Consider the following 15,264-nt stretch of genomic DNA (forward strand, 5'->3'; position numbering starts at 1 on the left):
CTTCTACTATTTTATCGATAAGTAGTTGCTTTTCTGTGATTTTGTTCATTAAAAATTTTGTATAATCTGCAAATTTATTGTTTTTTTATTTAAATAGTCTCAAATTTACCAAATCTAACTCTTAAAGTTTTCATAAATGATGCGCTTGTTTTACTTAAAAGAATGTTCTTCAACCCACGATGTAATTGAGAAATTTATATCGCAAGACATCTTAGAATTACAAGGCGTTTACACTTTTAATCAAACAAAAGGCAAAGGTCAGTATGGAAATTCCTGGGATTCTGGTCACAATTTAAGTCTCGCTTATTCTGTTGCAGTTCCCAATGAACTCGTTAAATTACCCAATCATTTGTTCAATTTTCATACCGCTGAACTCTTGGCTGATTTTCTTGCCATTCTGACAAATCAAACGCCTGAAATTAAGTGGCCAAATGATATCATTATCAATAATAAAAAAGTTTCTGGAATTTTGATTGAAAAGAAAGTGATTAAAGGAAGAACCTATTTCTTAATCGGAATTGGTCTCAACGTTCTAGAAGAAAACTTTAAAAACCTACCAAAAGCGGGTTCATTACTTACCCAAACCGGAATTAGATTCGATCTCGAAAATGTAACTCAGTCACTTCATGATTATTTCGTGGAGCATTTGTTGAAGCCAATTTCTGAAAGTTCGGTTTTAGGAAGACTTAATCAACGTTTATTCCGAAAGGATTTAATCTCGGTTTTTGAGATTGGTCAATTAAGACAAAATGGCATTATTAAAAATGTTGACGAAGACGGATATCTTTGGGTAGAGCTAGAAAATAATGGATTACAGAAATTCTTTCATAAAGAAATTACGCTCCTTTATTGATTTGCTCTTTTAAAGTAAAGGTACAAAGCGAGTGGACCAAAAATAAAGTTGGGCATCCACATCGCCACAAATGGCGTTAATGTTTTATTGGCAGACACCACTTTTAAAACCTCAAAAGAGAATACAAAAACAAAAGCCAACGCAATACCTATCGCGAGGTTCATTCCCAAGCCTCCGCGTTTTTTTTGAGAAGCAAGTGCTAACCCTAAAATTGTAAGTATGATGACGGAAAAAGGCATTGACGTTCTTTGATAAAGCTCGTTCAGATAGTTGTTTAAATTGGCGTTTCCTTTTTCCTTTTCTCGATCAATAAATTTTATAAGTTCTGGAGTGGTTTTATTTTGACCCAGCAATACATCGGGAAAAAGCTCTTCTGGTGGATGACCGAAATTCTTGTTCATAGAGCTTCCCTGCGCTAATTTTTCGGTATCGTTTTTTAAAAAGGTTTTTTCTAAATAATTGCTCATTACGAAATGCTTCTTGTCTTTTTCCCAGTAGAAATCGGCAACATTCAATTGGTATATCAATTTTCTGTCTTTATCGAATTTCTGATAGAAAAAGCCAGAACCGCGTTTTTCCTTCTTATTATAACTTTTAATAAAAATATATTCTGATTTAGAAAGTTGAGTTGCAACTTCTACATTTCCAGTGAATTCTTCGCGACTTTTTGCATTATAAGTATAAGGTTCTAACTCATTTTTTTTAATGTTTGCCAATGGTAAGACAAAGTGATTGATCAAAAGAGCGGCAACTGCAATGAGTCCAGACGTGATGAAATAAGGTCGTGCAAAGCGGTGAAAACTTGCACCAGAACTAATGATCGCCACAATTTCGGTATTGTTAGCGATTTTAGAAGTAAAGAAAATTACAGAAATAAAAACCAAAATTGACATGAAGGTGATGACCAAATTGACAATCCAATATGGATAAAAATCAATTAAAAATTCAGTTACCGTAAAACCATTTGACTCAATTCTGGGAGCTTTTGCCTGTACGTCGATGACCAAAACTATAATCGTCAATAACCCCAACATGAACCCAAAAGTTCCGAGGTATTTCTTGATAATATAAAGGTCAATTATTTTCATAACTTCTTTTGAAATTTTTAACGTCGTTGTTTTAAAACTGGCACGATGGAGTCTTTCCATTCATAAAAATCACCCGCAACAATGTGTTGTCTGGCTACCCGCACTAGATCTAAATAGAAAGCGAGGTTATGAACTGAGGCAATCTGTTTTGCCAAATATTCTTTCGCCACAAATAAATGTCGCACATACGCTTTCGAATATTCTGAATCTACATAACTCGTTCCGAATTCATCCAAAGGGGAGAAATCACTTTCCCACTTTTTGTTTTTCATATTCATAACGCCTTGCCAGGTAAATAACATCGCGTTTCGCGCGTTTCTGGTTGGCATTACGCAATCCATCATATCAATTCCTAATCCGATAGTTTCCAAAATATTCCAGGGAGTTCCGACGCCCATTAAATATCTTGGTTTTTCTATTGGCAAAATATCCGTCACGATATCGGTAATTCTATACATTTCTTCCTCTGGTTCCCCAACAGAAAGTCCACCAATTGCATTGCCTACTGCATTTTGTTCTGAGATAAATTCTGCCGATTTTATTCTTAAATCAGCATAGCAAGATCCTTGAACGATGGGGAAGAAGGCTTGTTTATGTCCATATAATTCCGGGTTTTCAGCATTCCATTTTATACATCTTTTTAACCAACGATGCGTAAGGTCCATCGATTTCTTTACTTGATTGTATTCTGCGGGATAAGCAACACACTCATCAAAAGCCATGAAGATATCTGCACCAATCTTTCTTTGGATGTCCATGGAAATTTCGGGAGAAATAAAATGAGTGCTTCCGTCGATATGAGATTTGAATTTTACTCCTTTTTCATTTAATTTTCTCGACTTTGACAAAGAGAAAACCTGGTAACCACCAGAATCAGTAAGAATCGGTAAATCCCAGTTCATGAATTTATGCAAACCGCCGGCTTGCTGCATGATATCCATTTTCGGACGAAGATTCAAATGATAGGTGTTTCCTAAAATAATCTGCGCTTTGATATCGTCTTTTAATTCTCTTTGGTGAACGGTTTTTACAGAGGCAACGGTTCCAACCGGCATAAAAATCGGTGTTTCAATCGTGCCGTGGTCTGTAGTAATAGTACCGGCTCTTGCTTTGCCAGTCGTGGTTTTGTTAATTTCAAAAAATGTGGACTTCATATTATCTTGCAAATGCAGGTACGTTTTTATTTTCTTTTAGTTTCTTTTCGATATAAATCTTTGCAGCCGGATCTTTATTAATAATAATCTCCTGTGCATCATTTAATATCTGTTCTATTTCGCCAGAGGCGGTGTAGTATTTGTAACTTTCAACAAAATCATTTCCATTGATTTTCTTTTGTCGAAGCGTGTATCGGGTTGCATTATCTAAATTAAGGCTTTGTTCAACTACCGTTAATTGTTCGTTCATCGCAAATTCTGCCAGCACTTCTGACATCGTTTCTTTCGGAACAAGATTTTTAGGTTTGTTAATGAGTTCTGTACAAGCCATCATTAAAAATGAAAAAAGAACAAACGCTATTTTTCTCATAATTTACCGATAATCGATTTCCATTTTAAATTTAAAACGCCGAAAACAGCTTCATGAATAATTCCACCATTCATCTTGCTTTCGCCTAATTCTCTGTTGGTGAAAATGATGGGAACTTCTACGACGTTAAAACCTTTCTTGATCGCCCGGAATTTCATTTCGATCTGAAAACCGTAGCCTTTTAATTTAATTTTATCTAAACCAATTTCTTCTAATACTTTTCGCGAGAAACAAACGAATCCGGCCGTAGTATCATGAATCGGAATTCCTAAAATCATGCGGACATATTTCGAAGCAAAATAAGAAAGTAGAACTCGTCCCATTGGCCAGTTCACTACATTTACTCCTTTGGAATATCGCGAACCAATACTCATGTCAGCTTTTACACAGGCCTCAAATAGTTTGTTTAAATCTGCAGGATTGTGCGAAAAATCAGCATCCATTTCGAAAATATAATCGTAATTATTTTCCAATGCCCATTTGAATCCGTGTATGTATGCTTTACCCAAACCGTCTTTTACCTTTCTAATAAGTAAATGAAGTTGATGCGGATAAATCGATTGAAGTTTTTTTACAATTTCTGCCGTTCCGTCTGGTGATGAATCGTCAACGACCAAAACATGAAAATCTTCCTGCAGTGCAAAAACTGTAGAAATTATGTTTTCAATATTTTCCTTCTCATTATAAGTTGGAATGATGACGAGTTTTTTCATCTTAGAAATTAAGGTGCAAAGATAAACTTTTCCACCGTTATTTTTACGGACTGATTTTGAGCGTCAACATCATTGCAAATTAATTGGGCTTAATATATCCTAACATATTCTTTTAATATTCTTATTTTTGCAAAAATTTTACTTTTGATTAGAATTGTTCAGCAGAACGATTGGGTGGTTTTTATCATTGTCGGCTGTCTTTTACTTTACGTTTTTATGCTTCTTTATCTTCATCGTGATTCGTCGGTGAGAGTTTTTTTGATGCAAAAATTTGCAGATTCTTCTAACAATCTTTTGAGTTGGCTGATTATCAGTTTTGTTTCCACTCTGTTACTTGCAACGTTAATCTCTCAATCTATTCCTATTGTTCCTAAAAAAATCAATGATCTTCATTTTTTCGGGTATGAATTGAATAAGTTCGGTTTTACCTTACTTTCGCTGATTACTTTTTACAGTCTTAAAAGCATGTTGTCGTATATTTTCTATGCCGGAACTGGCAGTCTCAAAAAATGGACGCTCTTTCAATTTACCTCTTCTAAATTTTATTTTACTTTATCACTGGTTTTAATGGTGTTGTGCGTTTACCAATATTTTTACAAAGTGAACGATTTGCAGCTGATCAATAATTTTAAAGCTCATGATTTACAGCTGTTTGATTATTATGCTTTCGGTTTTGTATTTGTTTTTTTATTTAAAATATTCTTTTTCCTGTTTTCGCCAAACAGCATTTTGCCCGAAAAGTGGTATTATAAATTTTTGTATATTTGCACCCTCCAATTTGCACCTGTTTTAGTGCTGTGGAGAGTATTATATATATAAGAAATAATGACGATGAAAATTAAATCTATATTGGTTTCACAGCCTGCGCCAAACGAGTCTTCGCCGTATTTGGAAATTGCTCGAAAAGAAAAGATCAGAATAGATTTTAAACCTTTTATTCATGTAGAAGGGGTAGACGCTAAAGATCTTAGAACGCAGAAAATTGATTTAGCGCAATACACTGGTATTATTTTTACCAGTAAAAACGCGATTGACCATTATTTCCGTTTAGCGGAAGAAATGCGTTTTGCCGTACCCGATGCGATGAGATACATTTGTCAATCAGAGGCAATTGCTAATTATTTACAAAAACACATCGTTTATAGAAAGCGAAAAATTGCTTTCGGTGAGCGAACTTTTGCTGACTTGCTTCCACTTTTCAAGAAGTTCCCGTCTGAAAAATACATCTTGCCAGCTTCAGATGTTGTAAGTCCCGATATTCAAAGCGTTTTAGATGCTTCAGGTATTGACTGGACGAAAGCGACCATGTACAAAACTGTCAGTAGCGATTTGAGCGAAATTAACATTGAAGAATATGACATGTTGGTCTTCTTTAGTCGCCAGGGAATTAAATCCTTGAGTGAAAACTTTGGACAGTTCAAACAGGAGAAAGTAAAAATTGCTGTGTTCGGAGCGACTACAGAACAAGCTGCGAAAGATGCAGGCTGGAGAGTAGATGTGATGGCGCCAAGCAAAGAATCTCCATCAATGACGATGGCGATTGAAAAATATATTAGAAATCTGGAGAAATAATTTCTTCAGCTCAAAATAAAGATCATTTAAAAACCGCCTTTTTCTAAGATGAAGTCGGTTTTTTCATTTTAAAGATACTCACTTAATGAGCCATAAAAATACAGTTCCGCCAAAAGCCAAAAAAATACCGAAGATTCTGGAAATCCACGGTGACGAAAGACAAGATCCATATTTTTGGTTAAAGGAAAGAGAAAACCCAGAAGTTATACAATATCTTGAAGAAGAAAATGCGTATGCTGAAGCAGTAATGAAAGATACTGAAGATTTTCAGCAGCTTCTTTTTGATGAAATGAAAGCGCGTTACAAAAAAGATGATGAATCGCTGCCATATTTTTTTAATGAATATTGGTATATCGTAAGATTTGAAAAAGGAAAAGAACATCCTTTATTTACCAGAAAGTTTCAAACATTGGAAAATGAAGAAGAACTATTATTGGATGTTAATGTTTTAGCAGAAGGTCAGAAATTTTTCGAAGTAGGAAGTGTGGCGGTTTCTCCAAATAATAAATTAATGAGTTATTCTTCTGACAATATGGGCAGAAGGATTTATGCTATTAATTTTAAAAATTTAGAAACGGGCGAAATTCTGCAGGATGTAATTGGGAACACCACCGGAAAAGCAGTTTGGGCAAATGATAATGAACATGTTTTCTATATTCGGAAAGATGATAGTTTGCGAGCTTTTCAGGTTTTTCTACATCAGTTAGGAACCGATTCGTCGCAAGATGTTTTGATCTTTCATGAAGCTGATGACACTTTTGATGTCAACGTTTTCAAAACCAAGTCTCTGGAATATATTTTTATTTCAAGTTCGAGTACGATTTCAGATGAGCAAAGATTTATTCCAGCCGATAATGTAATGGCGGACTGGAAGATCATTCAGCCAAGAATCGATAATTTGGAATATGCGGTGGAGCATTATCAGGATGAATTTTATATCATCACCAATGCAGATGACGCTACCAACTTTAAAATTGTAAAAACTAAAGTAGCCAATCCTGGAATTGAAAATTGGGTTGAAGTGATTCCGCATCTGGAAGAGGTTTTGTTAGAAGGTTTCGAGATTTTCAAAAACTATTTGGTTTTAGAAGAAAGAAGGGAAGGACTTTTACAATTAAAGATCATCAATACCAATGACGACAGTTTCCATTATTTACCTTTTTCTGATCCAACTTACACCGCTTATATCGGCTTGAATTTAGAATTCGATACCGAGAAATTGCGTTTTGGTTATACGTCTTTAGCGCAGCCAAGTTCAACTTTCGAATATGATATGAAAGAAAGGACGACCACGCTTTTGAAGCAACAGGAAGTTCTGGGCGAACAGTTCTCACCTGAAAATTATGTTTCAGAAAGAATTTGGGCAACCGCGAGAGATGGAAAAAAAGTTCCGATCTCTTTAGTTTATCATGAAGACACCCCAAAATCTGCCGAAACTCCATTATTGCTTTATGGGTACGGAAGTTATGGGCATACGATTGATGCAAGTTTTTCGAATGTGAGACTTTCTCTTTTAAATCGTGGATTTATCTATGCGATTGCACACGTTCGTGGTGGAGAATATATGGGAAGAGAATGGTATGAAGATGGAAAAATGCTCTTTAAGAAAAATACATTCTTTGATTTCATTGATGCTGCCAAGTATTTAGTGAAAGAAAATTACACTTCAGAAAAACATCTTTATGCCATGGGCGGAAGCGCTGGTGGACTTTTGATGGGCGCGATCATTAATTATGAACCAGAATTATTCAATGCAATTGTGGCACAAGTTCCTTTTGTGGATGTGGTGACGACGATGTTAGACGAAACGATTCCTTTAACAACGGGTGAATTTGATGAATGGGGAAATCCGAAAGACAAAGAATATTACGATTACATAAAATCCTATTCTCCTTATGATAATATCGAAGCAAAAGATTATCCACATATATTGATAACCACTGGTTTGCACGATTCTCAAGTTCAATACTGGGAACCTGCAAAGTGGACGGCAAGGTTGCGGGAACTAAAAACAGATTCTAATATTTTGGTTTTCAAAACCGATATGACTTCTGGTCACGGTGGAGCCAGCGGAAGATTTGAATCTTTAAAAGAGGATTCTTTGGAATATGCATTTTTAATGAAATTAGAAAATAAGATAGATGGAAAATAAATCAGAAAGCCAGCTTTGGGAGGAAGTCGAAGCGTTTTTTGTAAAAACTTTTGATACCGAAAAACATCCGCAGATTGACACGATTCTGTTTTTAATCGGCGTTCAGGAATTAGGAAGCGGACAACAAAAATATACGAAAGATGACAAGTTGAATATTCTTCATATCGCAGTTTGTCGTTTGCTAGAACCTTTTGGTTACTATAAATTCAGAGATTATGACGATGATGGCTATCCGCATTTCGATGAAGTTGCGCCACTTCCGGAGTTAAAACCGAATGAGCAACAGATTTTGATGAAGAAAGCGATCATTCAATATTTTATGGATGAAGAGCTTTTTTAAGAAAATAAAAGACTGATTTTAAAATCAGTCTTTTTTATTTAATAGGTCTTCGAGTTGGGAAAGTCCACTTTTCAAACTTTCTTCAAATCCCATTTCTAAAAGTTGCAGCATTTCTTCCGTGGATTGAAAATTAATATTGATCGTTAGTTTCATTCCTTCCTCGACTCCGGTAAAGCCGATTAGCCAATTTACACTTGGTAAGTCAGTGTTGATCATTCCATTTTCATCTGTGAAAAAATCTGTCCAGTCAAAACTACGGTGGAAATTGATTTCATGATAATGGACGCCAGCGAAATATTTTTCACCATCAGGATCGACCATTTCGTAATTCCAAATTCCTTCTGGCTCGAAATTCATTTTTAAAGTTTCGCATTTCCACGGGCTTGGTGCCCACCATTGATCGATTAAATCTGCTTGTGTAAAGTGACTCCAAACTGCGTCAACATCTGTATGATAAATTTTCATAACATAAACTGATACCGAATTGTCATCTTTATTAAAAACGATCTTGCTTTCCATTCTTTGATTTTCATCAAATATATTATTTTTTCTATAGAATATTCCCAATTAGAGTTAATAAGTTGAGGATTCTCAATAATTCGTTAAAAAAAAGTCTTTTAAGAAATTAAACACAATATTTTGGTCTTTCTTTTGTTATTATATTCTTAAAATGAGTAATTTTAACAAATCATTTTTAAAAAGAAATAATGAGCAATAAGTTTATTCCATTTATATCTGTATTGATGACCATTTCGATGATCGTCTTCGTAACCTTACAATTATATTGGATAAAGGAATTATACAGCGCCCTAAATCAGGATTTTTCCAATAAAGTTTATTCTTCTCTCGAATCTTCCGCTTTGAAAGTTTCACAGTTAGAAGTTGATAAATATCTGAATCAGGATTTTAAAAATTTTGGAAAAAATGTTGTCGACAGCAGCAATCAGCCAACTCAAACTTACATTCAGCAAAACAGGGATTCTGCCAATACATCAACTTTAACTTTTCAGAAAAGTATCGTTGAGAATCAGAATTTTCCGATTTCGCAGAAAGGAGATAGTTTAATACTAACTAAGCTTTACACAGACGAAGGTATTTTAAAAATTAAAAAAGCTCCCAATTCTTCAGAACCGCTCACGGCGCAAATGAGTAAGGATATTAGTAATAACACGTATGCTTTGCGGGAATTTGCAAAACTGAGCGCTTCCAATTTACCGATCGAACAAAGAGTTGATATGAAAACGCTGGATTCTGTTTTGTCTAAAGAATTGAAGTTAAGTGGCTTAGATACCAAGTTCGGTTTTGCAGTCATGGATAAAAAGAACGACGTAACGAAGATCGCCAACAATATTTACGCTGATCAAAAAGATAAGATCAATTACACCTATCCATTATTTACGGATAGCAAGGATCGAACTTTATATACTTTAGCACTCGTTTTTCCACGGAAAGATTACTCGTTAGCAAAAACCAACTTGCCAATGTTGCTGGGAACATTCATGTCTTTGCTCACCATTTTGGGGATTTATATTATCTCCATTAATTATATGATGCGCCAGAAAAAAATTGCAGATGTAAAAACGGACTTCATCAATAATATGTCGCATGAGTTTAAAACACCTTTGGCAACGATCTCAGTGGCGACAGATTCCTTAGCGAACGATAAAATTGCGACCAATCCGGAAAAGGTAAAGTATTATTCTGGTTTAATTAAACAGGAAAATCTGCGAATGAAAAAGCAGGTCGAGAATATTTTGAACATGTCGAAACTGGAGCGAAATGAGGTTGATTTATTTTTGAAGGAAACCAACGTTCGTGATTTAATTAAAAGAACTACGGAAGCATTTGGCTTGATCGTAGCACAAAGACACGGAATTTTAACTCAAGAATTTAATACTGAAAAGTATGTTTTTAAAATCGATGAATTTCATATTTCAAACGCTTTGGTCAACTTATTAGATAATGCTAATAAATATTCGCCTGACACCCCTAATATAACAGTAAGCACCAGAAATGAAGGGAATTGGTATGTGATTGAAATCTCCGACAAAGGAATGGGCATGGAAACTGAGAATAAGTTGAAGATTTTCGAAAAGTTCTTCCGGGAAGAAACGGGGAATATTCATAATGTGAAAGGGCAGGGACTTGGATTGTCGTACGTGAAGAAGATCGTAGAATTACATAAAGGGTTGGTTATCGTAGAATCTGAAAAAGATAAAGGCAGCACGTTTACGGTGAAATTACCTATGAATGCTTAAAAATAAGATACCTGGCATTGTATCAGCAACAACAAAATAGATAAAGGTGAAAGCCTAATAACTTTAAATAAAAAAATTATGAGCAACAGAATCTTATTAGTAGAAGACGACCAAAGTTTTGGGGCGGTTTTAAAAGATTATTTATCGATAAATAATTTTGAAGTAACCTTGGCTACAGATGGTGAGCAAGGTCTAAAAGAATTTACAGAAAACGAATTCGATATTTGTATTTTCGATGTGATGATGCCGAAAAAAGACGGTTTCAGTTTGGCCGAAGATGTGAAAAGAATTGATAAAAATATTCCAATTATATTCCTGACTGCAAGAAACATGCGTGAAGATATATTAAAAGGCTATCAGTTAGGTGCAGATGATTATATCACCAAACCTTTTGATACGGAGCTTTTATTATATAAAATAAAAGCGATTCTTCAAAGAAGTGCTACGGCGGAAAATGATGAACAGGAACAATTTAAGATCAGCAATATTTTCTTCGACTCGATGTTGAGACAATTAAGAGTTGGTGAGGTAGAATACAAACTTTCACCAAAAGAAAATGAATTGTTGAAATTACTCTGTCAGCACAGAAATGATTTCATGCCGAGAGATCTGGCTCTAAGAAAAATCTGGAAAAAAGAAAATTATTTCACCGCCAGAAGTATGGACGTTTATATTGCTAAACTAAGAAAGCTCCTAAGAGAAGACGATGGTTTAGAGATCATCAACGTGCATGGAGAAGGTTTCCGTTTATTAGTTAAAAACTAAACGCAGAATTAAGGAAAACTTATACGAGTAATTTAAAATGCTCGCAACTATTTATAAACAAGCCGCTTTCATTTTTGAAAGTGGCTTGTTTTCTATTTAAAGTTCTTTATTTTGCTTCTACACAGAAGACACGATATTGAATAGCGATCGCCCCTTTAAAATGTTGTTTGATTCTGGATAGATCACTCGCCGCACTTTGTCTCGAGAAATAACTTCCAGCCATTACCTTATAGTTTGGTCGTAAGGATGCGTCAATTTCCACTTTCATATTGGGGAACCTTCTGCGGAAGAACATTCCAACTTCCCTGGCTTCTTCATTACTCTTTACCACAGCAAGCTGAATTTTGAATCCCATAATTCGTGGGTTCTTTCTGCAGATTTCCGCATTAGTGAGTTCTTTTTCGGGTACAGAAATTCTTGGAGTCGTTGTTTTGGGTGAGTTATCGTTATACTCATTACCAAAATTTCCTGAAGAAGAGCCCAATTTGGTCGCGCATTTATCTTCAATATCACTTAGTAACGTGCTTACTTTCTCATCCATCATCATGGATAAAGGTGTTCCCTCGATGGTGTCTTTTTTTACAACTTGTTGTGCTTCAAAGATATTTGAGGATAACAAAGATAATACGGCGATTATTTTAAAAAGGTTTTTCATTAAAAAAGATTTTTACAAATTTAAAACAAATAAAAATTATACCAACATTTGTTATTTAGAAGCGTTACAAATTAGGCGAAATGACAGAATGGCAATTGCAACGGCTGTTAAATTTCTCTTAAAAGTGTTATTTTTGCCAAGTTGAAAGTAAACTCAATATAATTTACTAACCCAAGATTTTATAAATGATTAGTTGGAGAAAGCATTACAAAAGAGGTCTCATTGCAATAGGTCTATTGCTGTCGACCAGTGCTTCTATTTACGCTCAAGGAGATGCTAAGAATGGTGAAAAACTTTTTAAAGCAGATTGTGCAGCCTGTCATGCCTTAGACAAACAACTTGTTGGTCCGGCTTTAGGTGGCGTTGTAGACAGACTTAAGACGGAGCAAAGTTTAGATACAGATTGGCTTCATAAGTGGATTAAGGATAATAAAAGCCTAAGAGCTTCTGGCGATAAGTATGCCAATGAAGTTTTTGAAAAATTTAATCAAACTGAAATGACAGCATTTCCTAATCTAACGGATCAGGAAATTGATGACATTTTAGAATATACGACGAATCCACCAGCACCGGAACCAGTAGCAGATGCTGCCGGAGGAGGAGCGGCAGATGTTAACTCTGTTTCAGCTTTAGAAGCACAGAAAATGCAGTCGATGAATTCAAAAATTATTTTGCTTTCACTATTGTCAATCGGTGGTCTATTAGTTTGGTTGCTATTGAAATTGAAACAATTAGTTAAATTACAACAAGCTGAAGAATTAACAGGATTAAACGCAACCAGAGCAACTTCTTTTGCAGACTTATATAGAAAGTATGATTATATCGGTAAAGGTATTTTGGTAGTTTTAGGAATATTTGCTGCTTACGGATTGTGGAACTGGTTAATGTGGATTGGTGTTTATAAAGGCTACAAACCTGACCAACCTATTTACTTCTCTCATAAAATTCACGCTGGAGAAAACAAGATTGACTGTCAATTATGTCACTCATCAGCGAAATATGGAAAAGTTTCAGAAATCCCTTCAATGAACGTTTGTATGAACTGTCACAAAACGATCTCTGAATATAACGGAGCGTATATGGAGCCAGGAAAAGACAAAGCTTTCTATGATGGTGAGATTCAGAAAATCTATGCTGCTACAGGTTGGGATCCTGCCTCACAGCAATATACTGGAAAAACACAACCAGTCGAGTGGACTAGAATTCACAATATGCCAGACTTCGTTTACTTTAACCACGCACAACACGTTGTAGCTGGAGAGCAGGCGATCGTTAACGGATACAATGAGAAAAATCCAAATGCTAAAATAGATGTTGTTTGTAAAGCTTGTCACGGACAGGTTGATACCATGAATGTGGTGCACATGGCCAATGATTTTACAATGGGCTGGTGTATAGAATGTCACAGAACTACAGAAGTAGATATGAACAATGGTTATAATAAAGAATACTTCAAAAATCTACACGACAAACTGAAAAAACAGTATGGGTCAGGTGCGAAAATCACTGTAGATGCAATTGGAGGTCTTGAGTGTGGTAAATGTCATTATTAATAACAAAAATTAGAAGTATCAATGGCTTCAAATAAAATACAATTCAGAAGTATTCAAGAACTGAAAGATCCGAGCTTAAACGGTAGGTTGGCTGCGAAAGAATTTCAGACGGAAATTCCGGTGGGTGAAAAGTTGAGCGGAAATCAATCCGCTGAATCTGGCTCATCCAGAAGAGATTTCTTGAAATTATTAGGATTCTCTACAGCGGCAGTTACTTTAGCTGCTTGTGAGGCACCGGTAATTAAATCAATTCCGTACGTGGTGAAACCACACGAAATTATTCCTGGTATTCCTAACTATTATGCCTCAACTTTTTTTGATGGTTATGATTTCGCAAGTGTTTTAGTTAAGACAAGAGAAGGACGACCTATCAAAATTGAACCGAATCCTCTTGCAAAAGATTTAGGTAAAACAAGTGCAAGAACGCAAGCAGCAGTTCTTTCATTATATGACAACGATAAAGTAAAGCAACCAAAGCTTGACGGAAAAGACGAAACTTTCGATAAAGTAGACAGTTTTATTTTGAAAGGTTTATTTGAAGCCCAAGGAGGCGGCAAGAAAATTGTTGTCCTATCACATTCAATGCCTTCACCAACATTCAAAAAATTGTTTGGTGATTTCAAAACAAAATATCCAACTGCAGAATTGGTGATCTATGATGCTCTTCCTCACAACGCAGCTTTAGAAGCAGCGCAGGAAGTCTTCGGTCAACGAGCTCTGCCAGTATATGACTTATCGAAAACACAGTTAGTGGTTTCTTTCCAGGCAGATTTCTTAGGTGAATTTAATGGAGGTTCTTTAGAAACTTCTTACGCTTTAGCAAGAAAACCTAGGCCAAACATGTTGAGACACATTCAAGTGGAATCCAACATGACTTTAACTGGTGCTAACGCTGATACTAGAATACCATTAAAACCAAGTGCTGTAAATAAAGTTTTAGTAGAAGTTTATAACGGACTTAATGGTGGAAGCGTAAGCAAAGAAGCGGGAGAAATTGTAAAAGAACTTCAGGCAAAAGAAAGCAACGCAGTTGTTTTCGCTGATGGTTCAAAAGCAGCTCACGTTTTAGCCAATTTAATCAATCAAAAATTAGCCTCGAATGCTTTCACTGGGAAAGCAAACTTCTTAAAAGAATTTGATGCCGTAAGATATCAGGAATTCTTAGGATGGTTAGATAGAGGTGAAATCGGTGTATTCATTGCCAATAATGTAAACCCTATTTATTCTAGTAATAAAGGAGAAGCTTTCAAAAAAGCTTTAGGAAGAGTACCTTACGTTATTGCAGTTGCAGATAAGAAAAACGAAATGTACAAAGCAGCGAAAGCTGTTATTCCTGTAGCGAACTGGTTGGAAAGCTGGGGAGATATAACTCCGCAAACTGGAGTTTACACTTTAATGCAACCAACAATCCAGAAAATTTTTAAATCAAGACAGATTGAAGAATCTCTATTGGTTTGGATGAATGGAAAAGATAATCCAGCTAATAATTACTACGATTATTTGAAAGCCAACGCTTCAACGATGATCGGAGGGACAACTTTCAATAAAGCTCTTTATAGTGGTGTTATTGATGGTGGAAATACTGGTGGACTTTCGTATGCAGGAGGAGATTCAGCAAAAGCAATCTCTGAATTATCAGGATTCAAAGCCTCAGATTTAGAATTAGTTTTATATACAAAAACTGCGATAGGAGACGGAACTCAAGCAAACAACCCTTGGTTGCAAGAGATGCCGGATCCAATTACCAGAATGACTTGGGATAATTATTTAACCATGTCACCAAAAGATGCA

The 15,264-nt window shown here is 35.5% G+C and carries 15 protein-coding genes; 9 read left to right on the forward strand and 6 right to left on the reverse strand.

What is annotated here, in order from left to right; genetic code table 11:
• Positions 1-139 precede the first annotated feature (139 nt).
• Positions 140-853: a biotin--[acetyl-CoA-carboxylase] ligase gene (locus ACEYOS_RS06640; RefSeq protein ID WP_373707673.1), complete on the forward strand. Its 714-nt coding sequence runs from the start codon at positions 140-142 to the stop codon at positions 851-853.
• Here ACEYOS_RS06640 and ACEYOS_RS06645 read toward each other — a convergent pair.
• The 4 genes from ACEYOS_RS06645 to ACEYOS_RS06660 are packed head-to-tail and all read right to left on the reverse strand — an operon-like array spanning position 847 to position 4,178.
• Positions 847-1,941, reverse strand: a complete 1,095-nt coding sequence (locus ACEYOS_RS06645; protein ID WP_373707660.1) for an LptF/LptG family permease — start codon at positions 1,939-1,941, stop codon at positions 847-849. The genes ACEYOS_RS06640 and ACEYOS_RS06645 overlap by 7 nt on opposite strands.
• 17 nt (positions 1,942-1,958) lie before the next feature.
• A complete protein-coding gene (gene tgt, locus ACEYOS_RS06650) occupies positions 1,959-3,095 on the reverse strand; it encodes a tRNA guanosine(34) transglycosylase Tgt (RefSeq protein ID WP_373707661.1) in 1,137 nt (378 codons plus the stop codon).
• A gap of 1 nt (position 3,096) precedes the next feature.
• Complete coding sequence (locus ACEYOS_RS06655) at positions 3,097-3,465, reverse strand: DUF4296 domain-containing protein (RefSeq protein ID WP_373707662.1); 369 nt, start codon at positions 3,463-3,465, stop codon at positions 3,097-3,099.
• On the reverse strand, positions 3,462-4,178 hold the full coding sequence (locus tag ACEYOS_RS06660; protein WP_373707663.1) for a polyprenol monophosphomannose synthase: 717 nt from the start codon (positions 4,176-4,178) through the stop codon (positions 3,462-3,464). Before ACEYOS_RS06660 ends, ACEYOS_RS06655 begins: the two co-directional genes overlap by 4 nt.
• A 144-nt stretch (positions 4,179-4,322) precedes the next feature.
• Between ACEYOS_RS06660 and ACEYOS_RS06665 the strand changes: the two genes are divergently transcribed.
• The 4 genes from ACEYOS_RS06665 to ACEYOS_RS06680 all read left to right on the forward strand — a co-directional run bounded on the left by ACEYOS_RS06665 (position 4,323) and on the right by ACEYOS_RS06680 (position 8,242).
• Positions 4,323-4,997 (forward strand): DUF4271 domain-containing protein, encoded by a 675-nt coding sequence (locus ACEYOS_RS06665; RefSeq protein WP_373707664.1) that lies wholly within the window; start codon positions 4,323-4,325, stop codon positions 4,995-4,997.
• A 12-nt stretch (positions 4,998-5,009) separates the two neighbouring features.
• A complete protein-coding gene (locus tag ACEYOS_RS06670; RefSeq protein WP_373707665.1) occupies positions 5,010-5,750 on the forward strand; it encodes a uroporphyrinogen-III synthase in 741 nt (246 codons plus the stop codon).
• A gap of 85 nt (positions 5,751-5,835) precedes the next feature.
• Positions 5,836-7,902: a S9 family peptidase gene (locus ACEYOS_RS06675; RefSeq protein WP_373707666.1), complete on the forward strand. Its 2,067-nt coding sequence runs from the start codon at positions 5,836-5,838 to the stop codon at positions 7,900-7,902.
• Positions 7,892-8,242, forward strand: a complete 351-nt coding sequence (locus ACEYOS_RS06680) for a hypothetical protein (RefSeq protein WP_373707667.1) — start codon at positions 7,892-7,894, stop codon at positions 8,240-8,242. Before ACEYOS_RS06675 ends, ACEYOS_RS06680 begins: the two co-directional genes overlap by 11 nt.
• 24 nt (positions 8,243-8,266) lie before the next feature.
• Here ACEYOS_RS06680 and ACEYOS_RS06685 read toward each other — a convergent pair whose 3' ends face one another.
• The gene (locus ACEYOS_RS06685; RefSeq protein WP_373707668.1) at positions 8,267-8,761 is read right to left on the reverse strand and encodes an SRPBCC domain-containing protein; all 495 of its coding nucleotides are present in this window, start codon (positions 8,759-8,761) and stop codon (positions 8,267-8,269) included.
• A gap of 188 nt (positions 8,762-8,949) precedes the next feature.
• On the opposite strand from ACEYOS_RS06685, the gene ACEYOS_RS06690 reads away from it, so the two are divergent.
• Together ACEYOS_RS06690 and ACEYOS_RS06695 are read left to right on the forward strand one after the other, a co-directional pair.
• Complete coding sequence (locus ACEYOS_RS06690; RefSeq protein ID WP_373707669.1) at positions 8,950-10,500, forward strand: sensor histidine kinase; 1,551 nt, start codon at positions 8,950-8,952, stop codon at positions 10,498-10,500.
• A 78-nt stretch (positions 10,501-10,578) separates the two neighbouring features.
• Positions 10,579-11,265 (forward strand): response regulator transcription factor, encoded by a 687-nt coding sequence (locus tag ACEYOS_RS06695; RefSeq protein ID WP_373707670.1) that lies wholly within the window; start codon positions 10,579-10,581, stop codon positions 11,263-11,265.
• 106 nt (positions 11,266-11,371) lie between these two features.
• On the opposite strand, the gene ACEYOS_RS06700 is transcribed toward ACEYOS_RS06695, so the two are convergent.
• Positions 11,372-11,920 (reverse strand): SPOR domain-containing protein, encoded by a 549-nt coding sequence (locus tag ACEYOS_RS06700; RefSeq protein WP_373707671.1) that lies wholly within the window; start codon positions 11,918-11,920, stop codon positions 11,372-11,374.
• Between the two features lie 185 nt (positions 11,921-12,105).
• Between ACEYOS_RS06700 and ACEYOS_RS06705 the strand changes: the two genes are divergently transcribed.
• Positions 12,106-13,473, forward strand: a complete 1,368-nt coding sequence (locus ACEYOS_RS06705; protein WP_373739038.1) for a c-type cytochrome — start codon at positions 12,106-12,108, stop codon at positions 13,471-13,473.
• A 21-nt stretch (positions 13,474-13,494) separates the two neighbouring features.
• Positions 13,495-15,264, forward strand: a 1,770-nt coding sequence (locus ACEYOS_RS06710) for a TAT-variant-translocated molybdopterin oxidoreductase (RefSeq protein ID WP_373797544.1), incomplete at its 3' end; no start/stop codon positions are given.

Origin of the sequence: Kaistella sp. (genome assembly GCF_041824135.1) — a bacterium.
Taxonomy (GTDB): Bacteria; Bacteroidota; Bacteroidia; order Flavobacteriales; family Weeksellaceae; genus Kaistella.